The 20,655-nt window shown below is 43.9% G+C and carries 14 protein-coding genes; 12 read left to right on the top strand and 2 right to left on the bottom strand.

Features of this window, described 5'->3' with window-relative positions; translation table 11 throughout:
* Positions 1 to 51 precede the first annotated feature (51 nt).
* The 9 genes from AC1DXF_RS25115 to AC1DXF_RS25075 all read left to right on the top strand — a co-directional run bounded on the left by AC1DXF_RS25115 (position 52) and on the right by AC1DXF_RS25075 (position 12,352).
* Positions 52 to 504, top strand: a complete 453-nt coding sequence (locus AC1DXF_RS25115; protein WP_477364013.1) for a DUF2147 domain-containing protein — start codon at positions 52 to 54, stop codon at positions 502 to 504.
* 29 nt (positions 505 to 533) lie between these two features.
* The gene (locus AC1DXF_RS25110) at positions 534 to 2,915 is read left to right on the top strand and encodes a 3-hydroxyacyl-CoA dehydrogenase/enoyl-CoA hydratase family protein (RefSeq protein ID WP_477451448.1); all 2,382 of its coding nucleotides are present in this window, start codon (positions 534 to 536) and stop codon (positions 2,913 to 2,915) included.
* Between the two features lie 28 nt (positions 2,916 to 2,943).
* Complete coding sequence (locus AC1DXF_RS25105; protein WP_477451447.1) at positions 2,944 to 4,119, top strand: acetyl-CoA C-acyltransferase; 1,176 nt, start codon at positions 2,944 to 2,946, stop codon at positions 4,117 to 4,119.
* 32 nt (positions 4,120 to 4,151) lie between these two features.
* The gene (locus AC1DXF_RS25100) at positions 4,152 to 5,966 is read left to right on the top strand and encodes an AMP-dependent synthetase/ligase (protein ID WP_477451446.1); all 1,815 of its coding nucleotides are present in this window, start codon (positions 4,152 to 4,154) and stop codon (positions 5,964 to 5,966) included.
* A gap of 8 nt (positions 5,967 to 5,974) precedes the next feature.
* Positions 5,975 to 6,751 (top strand): enoyl-CoA hydratase/isomerase family protein, encoded by a 777-nt coding sequence (locus AC1DXF_RS25095; RefSeq protein WP_477451445.1) that lies wholly within the window; start codon positions 5,975 to 5,977, stop codon positions 6,749 to 6,751.
* Between the two features lie 6 nt (positions 6,752 to 6,757).
* Complete coding sequence (locus AC1DXF_RS25090) at positions 6,758 to 7,669, top strand: SDR family oxidoreductase (protein WP_477451482.1); 912 nt, start codon at positions 6,758 to 6,760, stop codon at positions 7,667 to 7,669.
* A gap of 430 nt (positions 7,670 to 8,099) precedes the next feature.
* Complete coding sequence (locus AC1DXF_RS25085; protein ID WP_477451444.1) at positions 8,100 to 9,305, top strand: alginate lyase family protein; 1,206 nt, start codon at positions 8,100 to 8,102, stop codon at positions 9,303 to 9,305.
* Between the two features lie 35 nt (positions 9,306 to 9,340).
* On the top strand, positions 9,341 to 11,773 hold the full coding sequence (locus AC1DXF_RS25080) for a glycoside hydrolase family 2 TIM barrel-domain containing protein (RefSeq protein WP_477451443.1): 2,433 nt from the start codon (positions 9,341 to 9,343) through the stop codon (positions 11,771 to 11,773).
* A gap of 216 nt (positions 11,774 to 11,989) precedes the next feature.
* Entirely contained in the window at positions 11,990 to 12,352 is a 363-nt protein-coding gene (locus AC1DXF_RS25075) for a cupin domain-containing protein (RefSeq protein WP_477451442.1), read from the top strand.
* A 72-nt stretch (positions 12,353 to 12,424) separates the two neighbouring features.
* Here the strand turns inward: AC1DXF_RS25075 and fbp are convergent, their stop codons facing one another.
* Positions 12,425 to 13,471: a class 1 fructose-bisphosphatase gene (fbp, locus tag AC1DXF_RS25070; protein ID WP_477451441.1), complete on the bottom strand. Its 1,047-nt coding sequence runs from the start codon at positions 13,469 to 13,471 to the stop codon at positions 12,425 to 12,427.
* A gap of 30 nt (positions 13,472 to 13,501) precedes the next feature.
* The gene (gene ppsA / locus AC1DXF_RS25065) at positions 13,502 to 15,994 is read right to left on the bottom strand and encodes a phosphoenolpyruvate synthase (RefSeq protein WP_477451440.1); all 2,493 of its coding nucleotides are present in this window, start codon (positions 15,992 to 15,994) and stop codon (positions 13,502 to 13,504) included.
* A gap of 124 nt (positions 15,995 to 16,118) precedes the next feature.
* Here ppsA and AC1DXF_RS25060 point away from each other — a divergent pair, with 124 nt between their 5' ends.
* From AC1DXF_RS25060 to AC1DXF_RS25050, 3 genes are all read left to right on the top strand, one after another.
* Entirely contained in the window at positions 16,119 to 17,036 is a 918-nt protein-coding gene (locus AC1DXF_RS25060; RefSeq protein ID WP_477451439.1) for an AraC family transcriptional regulator, read from the top strand.
* 443 nt (positions 17,037 to 17,479) lie between these two features.
* On the top strand, positions 17,480 to 19,375 hold the full coding sequence (locus AC1DXF_RS25055; RefSeq protein WP_477451438.1) for an alpha-L-fucosidase: 1,896 nt from the start codon (positions 17,480 to 17,482) through the stop codon (positions 19,373 to 19,375).
* The gene (locus tag AC1DXF_RS25050) at positions 19,375 to 20,571 is read left to right on the top strand and encodes a glycoside hydrolase family 88 protein (RefSeq protein WP_477451481.1); all 1,197 of its coding nucleotides are present in this window, start codon (positions 19,375 to 19,377) and stop codon (positions 20,569 to 20,571) included. Before AC1DXF_RS25055 ends, AC1DXF_RS25050 begins: the two co-directional genes overlap by 1 nt.
* Positions 20,572 to 20,655 lie beyond the last annotated feature (84 nt).

Genomic DNA, 20,655 nt, shown 5'->3' with positions numbered 1-20,655 from the left:
ATATGCCGCAAAAAAAGAGATGGTTTTTTTGTAAAAATAATACCTGAAGCAATGTCTGTATCAAAAAAACAACCTATCCGTTTTGCACTAATCCTGCTAACTCTGCTATCGGTAAGCGTATGCGTAAAAGCACAGGCAGACAGAATTGAGGGCATGTGGTATAACGATGTAAAAAGCGCTAAAATCCAGATCACCAAAGAAAGTAACGGTAAGTTTTATGGTAAGGTGGTATGGCTTAAAGAACCGCTTAAAAACGGTAAACCAAAAGTTGACGAAATGAATGTTGACGAAAAATTGCGCACAAGGCCCCGGTTGGGCTTACCTGTATTGGCCGATTTTGAAAAAGATGGTGACGACAAGTATACAGGCGGTACCATTTACGATCCGCTAAACGGTAAAACTTACTCCTGCAAAATAACCTATAAAGGTAAAACCTTAGATATCCGCGGCTATATCGGCATTTCGCTGTTTGGGCGTACAACTACCTGGTCGCGGGCCGAATAAATTAAAAATTTAATAAACAAGCTTTACTGATGGATGCTAAACGAATCATAAAAAAAGTTGCAGTACTGGGGTCGGGAGTGATGGGCAGCCGTATAGCCTGCCATTTCGCAAATATCGGCGTACAGGTGCTGTTGCTTGATATTGTACCCAAGGATGCCCCGCCGGACGATAAAAAAGCCCGGAATAAAATTGTTAATGATGCGCTGGATTTTGCGTTAAAATCCAATCCATCACCCATTTACCTTAAATCATTTGCCAAACGCATCACTACCGGGAATTTTACCGACGATATGCCCAAAATTGCCGATTGCGATTGGATTATTGAAGTAGTGGTTGAACGCCTTGATATTAAACGTGAGGTATTTGAAACGGTAGAAAAATACAGGAAATCCGGCACGCTTATTACCTCAAACACATCCGGCATCCCCATACATTTAATGGCCGAAGGCAGGAGCGATGATTTCAAAAAACATTTTTGCGGCAGCCATTTTTTTAACCCGCCCCGGTATTTAAAATTATTGGAGATCATCCCCATAAAAGAAACATTGGGTAGCGTGGTTGACTTTTTGATGGATTATGGCGGCAAGTACCTTGGCAAAACCACCGTTTTGGCTAAAGATACCCCTGCATTTATAGGCAACCGCATAGGGGTGTTCAGCATCATGAGTGTGTTGCAATACGTAGAGAAAACCGGCATGACGGTTGAAGAGGTTGATAAGCTAACCGGGCCGGTAATCGGTCATCCAAAATCAGCAACGTTCCGCACCAATGATGTGGTGGGCTTAGATACCATGGTACACGTTGCCAACGGCCTTTATCAAAACGCACCAGATGATGAAGCACGCGAATTATTTAAAGTGCCATCATTTGTAGATGGCATGGTAAAAAATAACTGGCTGGGCAGTAAAACAGGCCAGGGTTTTTATAAAAAGGAAAAAGTTGATGGCGTAAACCAGTTTTACGCGCTCGATTTAAAAACGCTGGAATATAAGCCTTCTCAGAAAGTGAAATTCGCCTCGCTGGAAACTACTAAGGCGGTTGACAGTCTTCCGGCCCGCCTCAAAATATTAATAGCTGCAAAAGATAAAGCCGGTGATTTTTACCGGGCAACGTTTTATGAGTTATTTGCTTACGCCAGTAATCGTATTCCCGAAATAGCCGACGAGCTTTATAAAATAGATGCAGCCACAAAGGCCGGCTTTGGCCGGGAAATGGGCCCTTTTGAAAAATGGGACGCGCTGGGTGTCGAAGATACCGTGAAAGCCATGGAAGCAGCTGGCAACAAACCTGCTCGATGGGTATACGATATGCTGGCTGCTGGTGCAAAAAGCTTCTACAAAATTGAGAACGGCAAACGCTTGTATTACGATATTCCGGCTAAAGACTATAAAACCATTCCGGGAACCGAAGGACTTATTTTGCTGGATACCATCCGCGCTACAAATACCGTATGGAAAAACAGCGGAACTACGATTACCGATATTGGCGATGGTATACTAAACCTGGAGTTTCATACTAAAATGAATACCATAGGCGGCGAGGTAATTGAAGGCATTAACAAAGCCATTACACTTGCCGAAACCAGCTATAAAGGCCTGGTAATATCAAACGAGGGAGCCAATTTTAGCGCCGGGGCAAATGTAGGTATGATATTTATGATGGCGGTTGAACAGGAGTTTGACGAGCTGAACGCAGTAGTAAAGGCCTTTCAAAATACGATGATGCGGATCCGTTATTCGGCTATCCCGGTTGTGATAGCGCCCCACCAGATGGCTTTGGGTGGTGGCTGCGAAATGTGTTTGCATGCCGACAAAGTAGTAGCGCATGCCGAATTGTATATGGGTTTGGTTGAGTTTGGCGTTGGTTTGATACCCGGTGGCGGCGGAACAAAAGAATTTGCCCTGCGGCTTTCAGACGAGTTACAGGAAGGCGATGTTGAGCTGAATAATTTCCGCGATAGGTTTTTGACCATTGGCCAGGCAAAAGTATCCACATCGGCCTATGAGGCTTTTGAGTTTGGGTACCTTAAAAAGGGTAGGGATGTGGTAGTGGTATCGCGCGACAGGCTACTTGCCGAAGCAAAACAACAATGCCTGCAAATGGCCAACGAGGGATATGTGCAGCCTATTCCGCGCAGCGATATCAGGGTATTGGGCAAGCAGGCCCTTGGCCTTGGGTATGTGGGCGCCAATACCATGTACAGCGGCAACTACATTAGCGAACATGACGTAAAAATATCCCAGAAGCTGGCCTATGTGCTTTCGGGAGGTGATCTGTCTCAACCCTCGATAGTAAGCGAAGAGTATTTGCTTGGCCTGGAGCGTGAAGCCTTTATTTCGCTTTGCGCCGAAAAGAAAACGCTTGAGCGGATACAATCTATTTTAACAGGCGGAAAAGTGTTAAGGAACTAAGTTTTAATAAGTATAAAATCTCGATAAAATGAACGCATACATAGTGGCAGCCAGCCGCAGCGCTGTTGGAAAAGCTACCCGGGGTGGATTTAGGTTTACCCGGCCGGACACGCTTGCCGCAGATGTTATCAGGCAGTTAATGGCATCGGTGCCTAATGTTGATAAGGAGCAGATTGACGATGTGATTGTGGGCAACGCTACGCCCGAGGCCGAACAGGGCTTAAATGTAGCCAGGCTTATCTCGTTAATGGCATTGGATACCGATAAAGTACCCGGCATGACGGTAAATCGCTACTGTTCATCCGGCCTGGAAACTATCGCGATAGCTTCGGCAAAAATACACAGCGGCATTGCCGATTGCATTATTGCAGGTGGTGTAGAAAGCATGAGCCTGATCCCGATGGGGGGCTGGCGCATTGTGCCAAATGCCGACGTTGCCCTGGCGCATCCTGATTATTACTGGGGTATGGGCCTTACAGCCGAGGCCGTGGCAAAAGAATATCATGTTAGCCGCCAGGAGCAGGATCAGTTTGCTTACAACTCCCATCAAAAAGCCATCAATGCCATCAAATCGGGCAAATTTAAAGATGAAATAGCCCCGGTAAATATAGTAGAAACCTATATTGACGAAAGCGGGAAGAAAAAGAAAAGGGAGTTTAAGGTAGATGTTGATGAAGGGCCGCGTGCCGATACATCCATTGATGCATTGGCCAAGCTAAAACCGGTATTTGATGCAAAAGGGATGGTAACAGCCGGCAACTCATCGCAAACGAGCGATGGCGCAGCCTTTGTAATGGTGGTGAGCGAACGTTTTTTAAAAGCGAATAATCTTAAGCCAATTGCAAGGCTGGTTAATTATGCTGTTGCAGGTGTACCGCCACGTATTATGGGGATAGGGCCATTGGTGGCTATACCCAAAGTATTAAAAATGGCCGGGATGAAACAGCAGGATATTGATTTAATAGAATTGAATGAGGCATTTGCATCACAGTCATTAGCTATTATTAAAGGGCTGGAGCTTGATCCCGACATCGTTAATGTAAATGGCGGTGCTATAGCATTGGGTCATCCGCTTGGCTGCACAGGGGCCAAGCTTTCGGTTCAGCTTTTTAATGAATTAAAAAGGCGTGAAAAAAAATATGGTATAGTTACCATGTGTGTAGGCACCGGGCAAGGCGCAGCGGGTGTATTTGAATTACTGTAAAGGGCAACCTTTATTTAAATAATTGTTGCAATATGGAAAACGCGACAAGACTATTTGATTGCATGGACACCCAGGCCAAGGCGCCAAGGGCAAATTTCCTGAATGCAAAAGAGAACGGTGCCTGGAGGGCATACAGCACCAAAGAGGCGCACGATATGATTTACCAGTTATCCGGTGCTTTATTGGAACTGGGCGTTTCGGCCGGTGATGGCACTACCGAAGGGCGCGATAAAATAGGGCTGATCAGCAACGGCAGGCCAGAATGGGTGATAACCGACCTGGCGGTGCAGCAAACAGGTGCCATACTGGTGCCGCTATACCCCAATACAGGTACCAAAGAAATTGAGCAGATTTTAAATGAAGCCGAAGTTAAATACGTATTCATAAGCAGTAAAGATTTATGCGATAAAGTGCAAGAGGTACGTTTGAATATCCCCTCATTAAAAGCCATTTTTACTTTCGATGATATAGATGGCTGTACGCATTGGAGTGTATTGTTTAAGCCCTTAAAGGAAGGCCAGCTGCAAAAAATAAAAGAAATAAGCGACGGGATTACCGAAAATGACATCGCTACCATCATTTATACTTCGGGTACTACCGGCCGGCCCAAGGGAGTAATGCTTACCCATAAAAATATCATGAGCAATGCGGCAGCCTCCGGTGATGTGCTTGCCCAGATACCATTGAAAGAAAAATGCGTTTTGAGCTTTTTGCCTCTCAACCACATTTTCGAAAAGATGTGTACCTATGTTTATCTCTTTAATGGTTTTTCTATTTACTACGCCGAGAATATGGATACCATTGGCGCAAATTTGAAAGAGGTAAAGCCCTCTCTTTTTACAGCCGTTCCGCGTTTGCTCGAAAAAGTGTTTGAAAAAATTATGGTCGAGGGCCAGAAACTAACCGGTGTTAAAAGGAAGATCTTTTTTTGGGCGGTAAAAGTGGCCGAAGCGTATGAAATTAATAACAGCAGCCTGGGGTACAAAATTAAACTTGCCATAGCCGATAAACTGGTGTTCAGCAAGTGGCGTAACGCTATCGGGGGCAATATAAAATCAATAGTGGTTGGTAGTTCGGCCTGTCCTATTAAGCTCGAGAGGATTTTCACCGCAGCCGGCATCGTTATTTTGGAAGGTTATGGGCTTACAGAAACTTCGCCCGTAATTGCCGTTAACCGTTATGAAAAAAGCGGTAGAAAATTTGGTACAGTAGGTCCTTTGTTAAATGGCGTGCAGGCTAAAATAGCAGCCGACGGCGAAATCCTTTGCAAAGGGCCCAACGTAATGGCCGGATATTATAAAAATCCGGAGCTTACGGCCGAAGTGATACAAGATGGCTGGTTTCATACCGGCGATATTGGCGAATTGGATAAAGATTCATTCCTGAAGATAACTGATCGCAAAAAAGAGATCTTTAAAACATCCGGCGGCAAATACGTGGCCCCGCTGCCCATCGAAAATAAGATGAAAGAAAATTATTTTATTGAACAGATGATGGTATGCGGTTCGGAGAGGAAGTTTGTTTCGGCGCTGATTGTACCCTCTTATACGCATTTAAAACCCTGGTGCAAGCAACACGAAATCTCGTTTTCATCCAACAAGGAACTAATTAAAGATGCCAGGGTGATTGAATTGTACCAATCAATTATCAATACATACAATCCCGAATTTAACCATGTTGAACAGGTAAAGAAAATAACCTTGCTTCCGGATGAATGGTCGATAGATAGCGGTGAGCTTACACCAACGGGGAAAATGAAACGGAAGGTGATAGCCGAAAAGTACAAAACCCAGATAGATAAAATGTATCTGAGCGAAGTGAGTGATAACCCAACCCTTGTAAATTGATTAACGCGATGAGCACATTTCAAACAACCATACAAGATAAACTTGTTGTAATTACACTTGACAGGGGACGTTCAAATCCTATCAATCATCAGATGGTTAAAGAACTGACTGATTGTATACACAAACTCGAGAATGATGATAATGTGGGCGGCGTGATTTTAACCGGTAAAGAAGGTTTTTTCTCATCAGGGGTTGATCTGATAGAGGCTTATGATTACGACCAGGAACAAAGCCGCGGATTTTGGATCGACTTTTTAGTTTTGCAAAATACGCTAACAGCTTTCAGGAAACCAATGGTTGCTGCCATAAGTGGCCATAGCCCTGCCGGTGGTTGCATATTAGCCATTTGCTGCGATTACCGGGTGATGGCTGCCGGGAAATTTGTCATCGGGTTAAATGAAATTCCTGTGGGTATTATTGTCCCGGATAGTGTTTTTAATTTGTATTCATTCTGGCTCGGTCGGCGCAAAGCCTATCAATATTTACTGGAGGGCAAATTGCTCCAGGTAGATGAAGCACTGGAAGCGGGTTTGATTGATGAAATTAGTGCACCGGATAGCTTAATGAACGCTGCAATAAAGAAAATAACTGCTTATATGAAACTGAACCCCGTTACCTGGAGTGAAAGTAAGTTGAATTTGCGTAAGCAGTTGATTAGTAAATTAAAGACCGATCAAACCCGTACTTTAAATAAGATGCTGGAGCAATGGTGGGCGCCTGCAACCAGGCAAGGCCTGCAAATGATGATCCAGAATTTAAAAGCAAAAAGTACAACCACAAATTAATTGATGATGACAGATCCTTCAACTCCCGATAATGCTAAAGGCCCCAGTCCGGCAATTGCCGGTGGCATGTTAAGGGACGATGCCCTGAAAGGTAAAACCGTCATTGTAACCGGTGGCGGTACCGGTTTGGGTAAGGCCATGGGCACTTACTTTTTGCAACTGGGCGCCAACCTGGTTATCACCAGCCGCAAACTGGATGTGCTGCAGCAAACGGCTGCCGAAATGGAATCTGCAACCGGTGGCAAGGTACTACCAATAGCCTGCGATGTACGAAAATATGATGAAGTTGAAAAGATGCTGCAACAGGCAATTGAAACTTTTGGCAGGGTAGATGTATTATTGAACAATGCGGCCGGTAATTTTATTTCGCCAACAGAACGCTTGTCGGCAAATGCGTTCTCGGCCATAATCGATATTGTGTTAAAGGGCTCGGCCAATTGTTCACTGGCTTTGGGCAAATATTGGATCAGCGAAAAAATACCAGGTAACATACTGAATATTATTACCACTTATGCCTTTACAGGTTCGGCCTACGTGGTACCCTCGGCCTGTGCCAAGGGCGGCGTGCTGGCCATGACCAGGTCTTTAGCGGTTGAGTGGGGCCGTCATGGCATCAGGACAAACGCCATAGCGCCCGGCCCGTTTCCGACCAAAGGGGCCTGGGAGCGATTGCTTCCAGGGGACATGGCGCAAAAATTTGATTTTAAAAATAGGGTGCCCCTTAAACGAGTTGGTGAGCACCAGGAGCTGGCCAACCTGGCCGCTTTCCTGGTGTCTGATTTTTCGGGTTATATCAATGGCGAGGTAATTACCATAGATGGCGGCGAGTGGCTGCAGGGCGCCGGCCAGTTCAGCGCACTTGAAATGATCCCTCCCGAAATGTGGGACGATATTGAGAAATCTACCCGCTCGGCATAGTTACCCTATCGGTAACACTAATAATTTAAGCAAAGCCTGGTTTGCTTAACCAGCAGCGCCACACGTCCTACGAAATCGCTTTTAACAGGAGGCACCTACGGAGCCCGGTTTTTGGATTTTCTTCCAACTCCAGCGGAGTTACGTGTTTATAGCGAAAAAATAGCTTGTTTTTGGCTCCGTAGGAGCCTCCTGTTTTTTCTTAATTTCAAAAGGGATGCGCCACCTGTGCATATATAATGTCCGTAACATGATAGCGCGTTCTTGAAAAACCAGGGCCTCCTAACTAAATTTCAGGCAAACAGCTTATTATAAAACGTATCTCCAACGTTTTCGTAAATAAATACTCCCCAACTAAATTTTTGAATGGTTTTTATGCGGATGTTTGATTTAATCCCATTCGCCAATAAACTGAAGAACTTAATTTATCGATATGCCCAAGAAACTGCCTCTCAAGCAATACCTTATTGTTTTTTTTATGGCCGCCGGTTTTAATGCATCAGCACAAAGCAAAAAAACAAGTGGATTCCTGCTACAGAACGAACAGCAATTATCCGTCTTTAAGAAACAATACCAGGCCGGCGATACAGCTATCAGCAACCAAATTAAATCGCTGTTAGCAGATGCTGATAAAGAGTTAGCGGCGGGCCCGTATTCGGTAACTTTCCATAAAACCAGGGTGGCGCCAAGCGGTAACCCGCATGATTATGTTAGCCAGGCCCCTTACTGGTGGGCCGATCCGTCGAAGCCCGATGGTAAACCTTACATCCGTAAAGATGGCGAACGTAACCCTGAGATATACCTGCTGCATGACGATTCGCAACTAAATGACTTATGCCGGGCTGTTAAAAAACTGGGGTTTGCCTACTATTTTACGGGCGATGAGCAGTATGCCCAAAAAGCAGCGGGATTAATGCGTACCTGGTTTATTGATACAGCCACAAAAATGGCTCCCAATTTTAACTACGCCCAATATATTCCGGGCATTAATGACGGCCGTGGGATAGGTATAATTGAAAGCCGCGCGCTGGCGATTATTCCGGATGCCCTTGCCATGATGCAGGGTAGCAAAAGCATAACAACTGACCTCCAAACAGGGGTAAAGCAGTGGTTTGCCGGGTATTTGGAGTGGCTGCAAAAAAGCAAAAACGGGAATGAAGAAAGACAGGCACGCAATAACCACGGCACTTTTTACGATGTTCAGGTGGTTGATTTTGCTCTTTTCACCGGAAACGACAAACTGGCAAAAGAAGTTCTCCAAACCCGCACTATCGCCAGGATAGATACCCAATTTGCAGCTGATGGCCGGCAGCCATTGGAACTGGAGCGTACACGGTCATGGAATTATTCGAACATGAACCTGACCGGCTGGAGCATGCTGGCTACACTTGCCGACCGAGTGGATATTAATTTATGGCATACTGAAAAGCAGGGGAGGGGGATAAAAAAATGCATCGAATGGATAATGCCGTACTTATTGAAACAAAAAGATTGGCCGTACAAACAAATAGAACCTATTAGTTACGGCGAGACTTTAACCATTTGCAGCCTTGCTGAGGAAAAATACCCGGGGATTGATTTTAAAAAGGTTTTTAAAATGTATCCGCGCCCGAAACCATGGGGAGACGAGCATCATTAAAATTTAAATAGTAGCGCTTTCAGTAATACATGAGGATGAAAAGAACTATACTGTTTGTTGGCATTTTATTGATAAACCTGGTTGCAAACGCCCAGCAAAAAATAAGGCTGAATAATAATTGGGAATTTTTAAAGCAGGACCTTGGCAGCATATGGGAAACCGTACGACCGCTGACCAAAGATGGGCCGGACAATTATCCCCTATGGCAAAAAGTAACTTTGCCACACTGTTTTAACGCCCGCGATGCCGTTGATCCAATCGGAAATTATTACCAGGGGCCCAGCTGGTACCGCACGCGGTTAAATATTAACAATCCATATAAAAACGGGCGCACACTGTTGTTTTTTGAAGGAGCAGGCCAAAAGACCGATGTGTATGTTTACACCACCAAAGTGGCGGCACATGCAGGTGGTTACGATGAGTGGTTTGTTGATATTACACAAGCGGTTGACGATTTTAAAAAGACCGATACCTTCAGCAAACAATTTAAAGGAACTATACCCATCGAAATACGTTGCGATAACTCGCGCGATGTGGAAAGTATACCCTCACAGCTATCTGATTTTGATGTTTTTGGTGGTATTTACCGATATCTCGATTTGGTTTATCAGCCCGCTCTCGGCATCGATAACTTATTTGCAAGCGCAGTATTAGATAAACAATATAAAACCGGTACTATTGATGTTCAGGCTACATTTTACAATCCCGATCATGTAAAAAAAGCAATCGGGAATATTAAAATAACTGATGCATCCGGCAAAACGGTTGCAGAAACCGTTTACAACATTGATGTTGATAATGCCGGTGCTGTTCCTGTTGGCAAACTCAAAGTTAATAATCCGCATCTATGGTCGCCCAATGATCCTTATTTGTATGAGGTCACGATAGATGCTGGTGGCTATACGCGAAAGGAAAAGGTAGGTTTCCGTGATTTCTTATTTGCCGATAATGGCCCGTTTTACTTAAATGGCAAACGGCTGTTACTTCGCGGAACGCATAGGCATGAGGATCAATCGGGAGTGGCAGCTGCCATGACCGATAGCATGATGTACCAGGAAATGCGGATGATAAAAGAAATGGGTGCCAATTTTATTCGGCTTGGACATTATCAGCAATCGCGGATTATTTTAAATTTATGCGACAGCCTGGGTTTATTGGTATGGGAAGAAGAACCCTGGTGCCGTGGCGGATTGGGCGGAGATAAATATAAAGAACAGGCCCGCCGCATGCTAACCAACATGATCCATCAGCATTACAACCACCCCTCGATAATTTTATGGGGCCTGGGCAACGAAAATGATTGGCCCGGCGACTTCCCGGAGTTTGATAAGGCTAAAATAAGGGCATTCATGAGCGAACAAAATGATTTGGCGCATAAGCTTGACCCGTCCCGCAAAACCGTCATTCGCCGCTGCGATTTTTGCAAGTACATTCCGGATATTTACTCGCCCACCATATGGGCCGGCTGGTATAAGGGAAAATATACAGAATACAGGAAATATAGCGAAGATGAGTTTAAGAATGTTAAGCATTTTTTCCATGCAGAATGGGGCGGCGACAGCCACTCTGGCCGCAATTCCGAGCTTGCAGACAAGGCTTTGGAAAATATCAGGAATAGTGCCGGATCAATTGATACTACGCTCTTCAATAAATCTGCCGAGCTTTTAAAAAACGGCGACTGGAGCGAGAATGCCACCTGTAACCTTTTCGACTGGACTTTGAAAGAACAGGAAACCATGCCCTGGCTAAGCGGATCGGCGTTTTGGGCTTTTAAAGATTTCTCGACACCAATAAGGTTTGATAACCCGCTGCCTTATATGAACCAAAAAGGCGTGGTTGAAAATGATTTGACAAAAAAGGAGGTTTATTACCTGGTTCAGTCCTATTGGGCGGATAAACCTATGGCGCATATCTACGGGCATAACTGGCCGGTTAGGTGGGGTGATGTTGGTGAATTAAAAATGGTTAAGGCCTATTCAAACTGCAACCAGGCCGAACTATTTGTAAATGGCAAAAGTTATGGCATTAAAAAACGTAACAGCCAGGATTTTCCCGCAGCCGGGTTAAGGTGGATGGTTCAATTTAAAAAAGGCAGAAATGAGCTGGTCCTAAAAGCCAGCAAGGGACGTGTTACCGTTACTGATGCCGTATCACCAATATATCAAACCGAAAAATGGGGCAAGCCAGCTAAACTGAAGCTGGAAAAAATTGCCGAAGGAAATGGTTCGGTTACCGTACAGGCAACGTTATTGGATAGCCAGGGCGTATTATGTTTAGATGCAGTTAACTGGGTCAGTTTTTCGTCAACCGGCGATGGCACGTTGCTGGACGACCTGGGTACTTCAAAAGGATCGACAAAATTGCAGGCTATTAATGGCCGCGCTGTTATCAGCATAAAAACCAATAAGGGTAATAGTGTTGTTAGTGTACAATCGCCGGGCCTGCAAACTGTATTTTTGAGCCTTTAAATAACAGCACACATGGTGTGTGGTTAAAATTCGTTTAATGGATGCTCCCGGCCGTTTTACTCCTGACAAACCAGGATGATTACCTATAAACAGTTTCTTTAATTTTTGGTGCCTAACTAAATCGTTTGCGTAGAAATATTGGCGTTTATGTGCGAAGTTTAGAGGATTTGAGTGTAATATTGATTTTTACAGCTATCTGCCGCTAAAATATTTACCATGATACAAAGTAATCTCTTTCAATATAATGAAGCAACCGATTGGAAAACCGTTGGGGATGGCGTACAACGGCAGGTGTTTGGTTACGACGACAAAGTTATGCTGGTTAAGGTAAAGTTTGAAAAAGGCGGCTGTGGAGTGTTACACAATCATGCGCATTCGCAGGTTAGCTATGTGGAGAGCGGCGTATTTGAGATGACCATAGATGGCACAAAAAAAACAATACGCAAGGGCGATGGTTATTACATCCCTCCGTATTCTGTACACGGTTGTGTCTGCCTCGAGGCCGGGATGCTTATTGACGCCTTTGGCCCATGCAGGTGGGAATTTGTTGACCATGACCATCGGCGCTACACAATATAAATAACTTATAGCAGTATTTACGGCATTAAAACAAGGTAGGGGCCGATGCCCCCTTAACCCAATTTGTAGTTTTTAAACATCAAGCGCGAAGCCATTGAGTACTTCACGTGCTTCCTTGTGAAATACCCGCATAAATTGCTCGGCCTTTTCAACCATTAATCGCGACCCGATAAAGATGGGAGAGCGCTGATGTAATTCATAAACATCCAGGTCGAGTATGCGGTTTGTTCCGTCAGATGCTTTTCCGCCAGCCTGCTCCATAATGAATGCCATCGGGTTACACTCGTATACCAAGCGCAATTTTCCTTTGGGAGATGCCGATGTATAAGGATAAATGAATATACCGCCTTTGATCAGATTGCGGTGCAGGTCGGCCACCATCGAGCCCGTATAGCGGGATGTATATGGCCGGCTGGTGTTTTTATCCTCTTCCTGGCAGTATTTGATGTACTTTTTAACCCCCTGCGGAAAGTGGATGTAATTACCTTCATTTATCGAATAAATGGTCCCGGCTTCCGGGATTGTTAAATTTGGATGCGACAGGCAAAACTCCCCGATAGAAGGGTCGAGGGTAAACCCGTTAACCCCTTTTCCGGTTGTATATACCAGCATGGTAGATGAACCGTATATAATATAACCGGCGGCCACCTGGCTGGTACCTTTTTGTAAAATATCTTCTACCGTTGCCGCCCCGGAAACCGAAGTCCTGCGGTAAATTGAAAATATGGTTCCAATACCAACATTCACATCAATGTTAGAAGAGCCATCCAGGGGATCTATAGCGACAACATATTTGGCGTTTTTTGAAATTTCCGAATCGATATTAATGTGTTCGTCATTTTCTTCAGATACTATCATACAACATTCGCCCCCGCTTCTTAGCGCGGCTATAAATTGTTCATTGGCATAAACATCCAGTTTTTTCTGGCTCTCACCCTGCACATTCACCGTACCCGAATCGCCAAGTATGGAAGCAAGCCCGGCTTTATTAATTTCGCGGTTCACAATTTTTGCAGCAATGGCAAGGTCTCTTAATAATCTCGATAATTCACCTTTTGCATAAGGGAAATCTTTTTGTTTTTCAATAATAAACTGGCCTAAGGTCTTAATTTCGTTCATGGTAAATGGAATAATGGTAGTGTTTGAAAATTAAAATAAACTATTTGCTGTTATATCCTGTACTTCAATGAGTTGTTGCGGTAAAGTGATCTGTTTAAGCTTTATTTCTTGCTCAATCTGGCCGATGGCTTTAACTGTTTTCATAAAGGAATCTGGCGTTACCGAAATAGAATCAATACCTTCTTCAACCAAAAACTGGGCAAAGTCCGAAAAATCGGATGGCCCTTGCCCGCAAATGCCCACTTTTACGTTCAGCTTTTTAGCAATGCGAATCAAATGTGATATCATCATTTTTACAGCCTCATTCCGCTCGTTATATAAGCTTGCTACTAATGATGAATCCCTGTCGAGCCCTAAAACGAGTTGCGTCAAGTCATTTGAGCCAATTGAAAACCCATCAATATGCCGGGCAAATTGCGCGGCCAGTATCACGTTAGACGGAACTTCGGCCATCAAATAAACCTCCAGCTTGTTTTCGCCCCGTTTTAAGCCAAACTCGTCCATCGTATTATAAACCATTAACAGTTCATCAACCGTGCGGCAAAAGGGAATCATTACTACCACATTGTCAAGCCCCATTACCTCTCTTACCTTTTTAATGGCTTTACACTCCATCCCAAAGGCCTGTTTGTAGGCCGTAGAATAGTATCGCGATGCCCCTCTCCAGCCAATCATTGGGTTTTCTTCAACGGGCTCAAAATATTTGCCTCCCGGCATATTGAAATACTCGTTGGTTTTAAAATCCGAAAACCGTACGATAACTTTATTGGGGTAAAACGCTGCTGCAATTTTGGCAATTCCATAGGATAGTTTTTCGATAAAGAAATCCTCGCCGCTTGCATATCCTTTTGTTATCCCGGCAATGTGCTCAGTTAGTGCTGCATCGTTCAATTCGGCATGTTTAAGCAGGGCGAGCGGATGAACTTTGATATAATTGTTAATGATAAATTCTTCCCTGGCAAGGCCCACCCCTTTATGCGGGTAGCAGGCGTATTGAAAAGCCATCTCGGGTGAAGCCACGTTCATCATTACCGGGGTTGTTATTTCCGGCAAGTCAGCCAGGTTTTGTTCGATTTTTTTAAACGAGATTAAGCCCTCATAAACGATACCGGCTTCACCTTCGGCGCATGATGCTGTAATTAGCTGCCCTGTTTTCAATATATCGGTTGCATTTTCGCAACCTACTATTGCCGGTACGCCCAGCTCGCGCGCTACAATTGCAGCATGGCATGTTCTGCCGCCTTTATTGGTAATAATAGCGGCGGCCTTTTTCATTACAGGTTCCCAATCGGGGTCGGTCATGTCGGTAACCATAATATCTCCCGGCTGAAAATTAATCTCGTGGATATTTTGCTTTTCAAGGCCGTTAAGTAAATGCACCCGGCCCGAAGCTATTTTATCACCAACGGCAATACCTTTGAGTAATACTTTTTCATGGCGCATTTCATCATCTATTTTAAATTCAATAACAATGCCCGCGGTTTTTCTTGAATGGATGGTTTCTGGCCTGGCCTGCACAATAAAAAGCTCTCCGGAGTTTCCGTCAACAGCCCACTCCACATCCATTGGGCACCACCGCCCTTTAAGCGCCGAATAATAATCTTCAATAATCAATACCCATTTGCCCAACTGTAAAATCTGGTCGTCGGTGAGGCAAAATTGTATACTGTCATCAGTTGGCGTTTCTATCACCCGTACTCTTTCCTTCGCAGTATCGCCATAAACCATTTTTTGATGCTTTGTGCCTAACTTTTTTTCGATAATTGCGCGGAAACCCTCTTTTAATAAAGGCTTGAACACAATATATTCATCAGGGTTTATTGAGCCCTGCACTATCATCTCGCCAAGGCCATATGATCCGTTAATTACCACGGCATCCTTAAACCCGCTTTCGGTATCCAACGAAAAAGCTACACCCGAAACACCAAGGTCGGAACGGACCATTTTTTGAACGCATACAGAGAGGCCAATCTGAAAATGATCGTATCCGAACGCCTTTCTGTAGCTGATTGCCCTATCGGTAAACAAGGAGGCAAAACAATTTTTCACAGCCACCAGCAGGCTTTCTGCTCCGCTGATATTTAAAAAAGTATCCTGCTGACCGGCAAAGGAAGCGTCAGGAAGGTCTTCGGCAGTAGCAGACGACCGAACGGCTACGTCGACATCGTTTTGATTGTATTGCTCACTTAGTGTTCTGTATCCTTCAATTATCTGCGATTCAAGAACAGGCGGAAAATCGCCGCTGCATATAAGGGTACGAATACTGGCGCCGCATTGCATCAACGCTTCCAGGTCGTCTGTGTTTGTTTCATCAACAATCTGCTTTATAATTTCATCAAGCTTATTTGATGAAATAAAATGATAGTAAGCAGCCGCTGTAATAATAAATCCATCGGGAATATTAATGCCAAAGCCACAAAGGTTTTGCAGCATTTCGCCAAGCGAGGCATTTTTGCCACCTACAATATCAATATCATGAATTGATGCTTCGGCTAGTTTGAGGATAAATTTTTCTGTTTTCATAAACAATTGCGTTTGCTCAAAATTATCCTGCAAAAATTTAGCTTAATTTGTAAATGTTAATCATAATTGATACTATATTAACCAATAATTGGTGTTGTTAAGTAAAAATGGTTAGAACTGTATAATGGAAACGCATTTTTATTCATTGTTTAAGCAACAAAAGAATTCGTTAAGCATAACGGAGGCTAACAGGTATCATGCCTTGAATGATTTTCATTACCATGTAGAAACCGAACTTATTTATATTATTGAGGGTGAAGGGACGCTATTGCTTGGCGATAAGTTAATACGGGTATCGGGAGATACGTTAATATTAATTGGCAAAAACACACCGCACATGTTTAAGTTTGACACCTTCACTTACCAGGATGATTTGATGCAACGGGGGAAAATTCCGTTACAGGTGCAGTTACTAACACTGCATTTTGACCCCAATATTTGGGGCGATGCTTTTATGAAACTCCCAGAAAACGAAACAATGAGCAACCTCTTTACTGAAGCTGCAAAAGGATTGCATATTGAAGGCGGGGAGAAAAAAAGTGTTATTGAATTAATGTCGAAGTTATTGAGTGCCCCGGCATATGATCATTTTTCAATTCTAATGAACCTTTTCAACACGATAGCCCTGGGGAAAGAACACCAATTCCTGGCAGAAACTCCTGACGCGGAAACTTTAAACAAAACTGACGAGAAGCGGCTGTCTAAGGTATATATCTACACGTTAAACAATTTTACAAGGGCAGTTAAGCTAAAGGATGTTGCAGATATTGTTTACATGTGCCCTAACGCTTTTTGTCGTTATTTTAAATTACGCACCAATAAAAGTTATTTTGAATTTTTAATTGAAATCAGGATTGATTACGCGTGCAGGTTATTGCGCGAAAAGGATTATAGCACAGCTGTAATCTGTTATAATTCGGGCTTTGGCAACATTTCAAATTTCAACCGGCACTTTAAAGCGCTTACCGGAAAAACCCCTTTAGAATACCGCAAAAATCCGGGTAGCTCATTGGCTGCATTCCCTTTTGCCAAAATCAATTGATGGTCCTTTATTGGCCTTACATTACAAATCCCGGTCGGGTAAAAAGCGGGGAACGAATTTGCACAAACACCTACCGTAATTAACCAATCTGTTTTTGTTCACCTGCTTATTGGTTCCCAACTAAATCGTTGGAGTGAAAATATTAAGGCTCATTTGTAAAGCGTGGCATAATTGAGTGTATCTTGAGTTTTACAACTAAAGCAACATTTGAAAAATGTGTATCTGATAACACGTAGAAAAATATTTACAAATCAATCTGGTACCATGAAGCCCGGTGCATGTATTATTATAAAGTAGTAGTTATCCGGATACTGCTTATACCAATGAAAACTAATAAATAAACCAGGCGACCATATTACTATCGCTCAAAACAAAAAAAGGTTATGCCCAGCTTTAATCTTTTGCTGGTAAGGCGTATCGTGAAGAGGTTACAACAAATATCAATGATGATCAGAAAATTTGCGATAGCTGTATACTTGCTTGCCACAATATTAAATACAAGCCTCGCCTTTGCCCAGGATAAAGGCGATGAGGATAAAACGATGGCAAATGAGGCCAGGGATCGCGACAAAAAAGCCATTGACAATGCTGTAAATGGTTGGTGGACTGCAAGCATGAAAACGCACGATACCCGGGTAGCCTGGTGGCGCGATGCCCGGTTTGGTATGTTTATTCACTGGGGTATTTATTCATTACCCGGCGGTGAATGGAAGGGCAAACGCGTAGATGGCTATGCCGAGCACCTGATGCGTAAACAAAAGATTCCCCGCGCCGAATATCTTGAATTGGCCCATCAATTTAACCCGGTAAAGTTTGATGCCGATAAATGGGTTAAAACAGCCAGGCGGGCCGGGATGCGCTATTTAATTATCACCGCTAAACATCACGACGGCTTCGCGATGTACAACTCCAAAGTGTCTGACTATAATATTGTAAAACAAACGGCCTGGAAACACGACCCAATGGCCGACCTTTCTGCTGCATGTAAAAAATACGGACTGAAGTTTGGCTTTTATTATTCGCATGCCTTTGACTGGGAACATCCGGATGCGCCGGGCAATGATTGGGATTATAAAAATCCCGGCGGCGACCTGAATTTGCACGGCGGGCGCGACTGGTATGATCTGCACCCCGAATTGTTGCCTAAAGCGGTAAAGTACGTTGATGAAAAAGCGATTCCGCAAATTAAGGAACTGCTAACCACTTATCACCCGGATATCCTGTGGTTTGATACACCTCAAAAACTCCCCCTGTCCGAAAATATCCGCATCCTGCAAGCCATCCGCGAAACCGACCCTAACGTTGTGGTGAACGGCAGGCTGGCGCGAGCCGGTAACGGCCTTAATCTGGGTGATTACAAAAACACATCCGACCGCCCCGCCGAATTTTTTCCGGTCGACGGCGATTGGGAAGCTATCCCCACTACAAATGAATCATATGGGTACTCAAAATTTGATAAGAGCCATAAGCCGGTCGGCTTTTTTATCCAACTACTGGCCAAAGCCGCTTCGCGGGGCGGTAATTTGCTGATGAATATCGGCCCCATGGGCGATGGCGAATACGCCCCCGAGGATGTAGCTATTTTAAACGGAATAGCCGCGTGGATGGATAAAAATTCGGAAAGTATTTATCAAACCAGCAAAACACCTTTGCCTTTTCAAAGCTGGGGTGTATCTACCCGTAAGGGAAATCTTTTATTCCTTCATGTATTTAAATGGCCGGCCGATGGTAAAATCATAGTCGGCGGCTTAAAAAGCGATATTAATAAGGCTTATTTATTGGCCGATCCGTCAAAAAAAGCCTTGTCGTTTCAACGCATTAATCCCCTGGATATCGGTATCGGCGTTCCGTTAAAGGCCCCCGACACCGCAAACACCGTTATTGTATTGGCAACAAAGGATAACATTGAAACGGACGTTGTAAGACTACTGTCGGACAATGGTACCGCAAATCGTTTGCTGGCTTTTGACGCTGAATTAACCGGCAAAGGCTTTGGTTTCGGCGATGGTAAGGCAGGCAAATATTACCTGGATGGCTGGAGTAAAATGGACCAGTCAATTAAATGGAATTTCAGGCTTTTAAAATCCGCTACTTATAAAATTATGATTAAATACCTGGCTGACAGCAGTGATATGGGTACGTTCAAATGCATAATAAACGATATGGTTAAACAGGGCGAAGTCTTATCGTCTGAAAAGGATCAAATAAAAACTTCGTCCCTGGGCGAGATAACCCTGCCGGTGGGCGTGCATACACTACAGATTATCCCAACCGCAATAACCAAAAGCAGCCTGATGAAAATTTTAGAAATTCAATTAACGCCTATAATAAATAAATGATGAATAATAAACATACAATAGCATGCCTTTTATGTGCGTTTTTGCAATTAAATGCATTTGCTCAGAAAAACGTGTCAAAAGGTTTTGCTTTGACCCAAAAGCAAACAGATGTTATGCTATCGGCAATTGATCAGGCCAAAAGTTCTGGCGGCACCGGGGTAACGCCACGTTCTTTATCTGCTAACGGCGATTTAGCATTAGTGCCTTCTAAAGATTGGTGCAGCGGTTTTTTCCCCGGCGAACTTTGGTTCCTATACCAATATACGGGGCAGGAGAAATGGTTAAAACTGGCCAAAACATTCACAGCGTTTATTGAAGACCAGAAAACTAACGGCGGTACCCATGATATGGGTTTTAAAATTTATACCAGCGTGGGTAACGGTTATCGCCTCACTAAAGATCCGCACTACCGGGATGTAATTATTGAAGGCGCAAAAACGCTTTCAACCCGGTTTAATCCAAAAGTGGGTTGTATTAAATCATGGGATAACAGGATATGGAAGTTCCCGGTAATTATTGATAACATGATGAACCTGGAACTCCTTTTTGAAGCCACAAAGCTTTCGGGCGATTCATCGTTTTATAAAATTGCGGTCACTCATGCCAATACTACAATGAAAAATCATTTCAGGGCAAACTACAGTTCATATCATGTGGTAAGTTATGACCCCGAAACAGGCGAAGTACTTAAAAAACAAACTCACCAGGGCTATGCCGACGAGTCGGCGTGGTCACGCGGGCAAAGCTGGGCACTGTACGGCTATACGATGTGCTATCGCGAAACCAAGGATAAAGCTTACCTGCGCCAGGCAGAAAATGTTGCCAAATTTATTTTAGACAATCCGACCTTGCCCCAGGACCTTGTGCCTTACTGGGACTACAATGCCCCTAACATACCGAACGAACAGCGCGATGCTTCGGCAGCCGCGGTAATGGCTTCGGCATTGTATGAGCTGAGCACTTATAGTACCAACGGAAAATTGTACCGTGGCAAAGCCGATTTAATAATTAAAAACTTAACCAATGATTACACAGCCGCGCCCGGTACAAGCAAAGGTTTTATTTTGCTGCACAGCACAGGTTCAAGGCCAGCTAACACCGAAGTTGATGTGCCCTTAAGCTATGCCGATTATTATTACCTGGAAGCCCTGTTAAGACAAAAGCACCTGGCCGACAAAAAGCCTGTGGTAGATTGATTTTAATTAATCACGACGGGCAAATACAGGTTTAACAATTAGCTAAAACGGTAAAATAACCAGCGGGAATTTTTTGTTTGGGTT

Source organism: Mucilaginibacter sp. P2_A5 (assembly GCF_056404995.1).
This window is presented reverse-complemented; position numbering and strand designations above follow the sequence as displayed.

Coding starts and splice junctions, on each gene's coding strand:
- AC1DXF_RS25115 (WP_477364013.1), top strand. CDS start 52: ATGTCTGTATCAAAAAAACAACCTATCCGTTTTGCACTAATCCTGCTA.
- AC1DXF_RS25110 (WP_477451448.1), top strand. CDS start 534: ATGGATGCTAAACGAATCATAAAAAAAGTTGCAGTACTGGGGTCGGGA.
- AC1DXF_RS25105 (WP_477451447.1), top strand. CDS start 2,944: ATGAACGCATACATAGTGGCAGCCAGCCGCAGCGCTGTTGGAAAAGCT.
- AC1DXF_RS25100 (WP_477451446.1), top strand. CDS start 4,152: ATGGAAAACGCGACAAGACTATTTGATTGCATGGACACCCAGGCCAAG.
- AC1DXF_RS25095 (WP_477451445.1), top strand. CDS start 5,975: ATGAGCACATTTCAAACAACCATACAAGATAAACTTGTTGTAATTACA.
- AC1DXF_RS25090 (WP_477451482.1), top strand. CDS start 6,758: ATGACAGATCCTTCAACTCCCGATAATGCTAAAGGCCCCAGTCCGGCA.
- AC1DXF_RS25085 (WP_477451444.1), top strand. CDS start 8,100: ATGCCCAAGAAACTGCCTCTCAAGCAATACCTTATTGTTTTTTTTATG.
- AC1DXF_RS25080 (WP_477451443.1), top strand. CDS start 9,341: ATGAAAAGAACTATACTGTTTGTTGGCATTTTATTGATAAACCTGGTT.
- AC1DXF_RS25075 (WP_477451442.1), top strand. CDS start 11,990: ATGATACAAAGTAATCTCTTTCAATATAATGAAGCAACCGATTGGAAA.
- fbp (WP_477451441.1), bottom strand. CDS start 13,471: ATGAACGAAATTAAGACCTTAGGCCAGTTTATTATTGAAAAACAAAAA.
- ppsA (WP_477451440.1), bottom strand. CDS start 15,994: ATGAAAACAGAAAAATTTATCCTCAAACTAGCCGAAGCATCAATTCAT.
- AC1DXF_RS25060 (WP_477451439.1), top strand. CDS start 16,119: ATGGAAACGCATTTTTATTCATTGTTTAAGCAACAAAAGAATTCGTTA.
- AC1DXF_RS25055 (WP_477451438.1), top strand. CDS start 17,480: ATGATGATCAGAAAATTTGCGATAGCTGTATACTTGCTTGCCACAATA.
- AC1DXF_RS25050 (WP_477451481.1), top strand. CDS start 19,375: ATGAATAATAAACATACAATAGCATGCCTTTTATGTGCGTTTTTGCAA.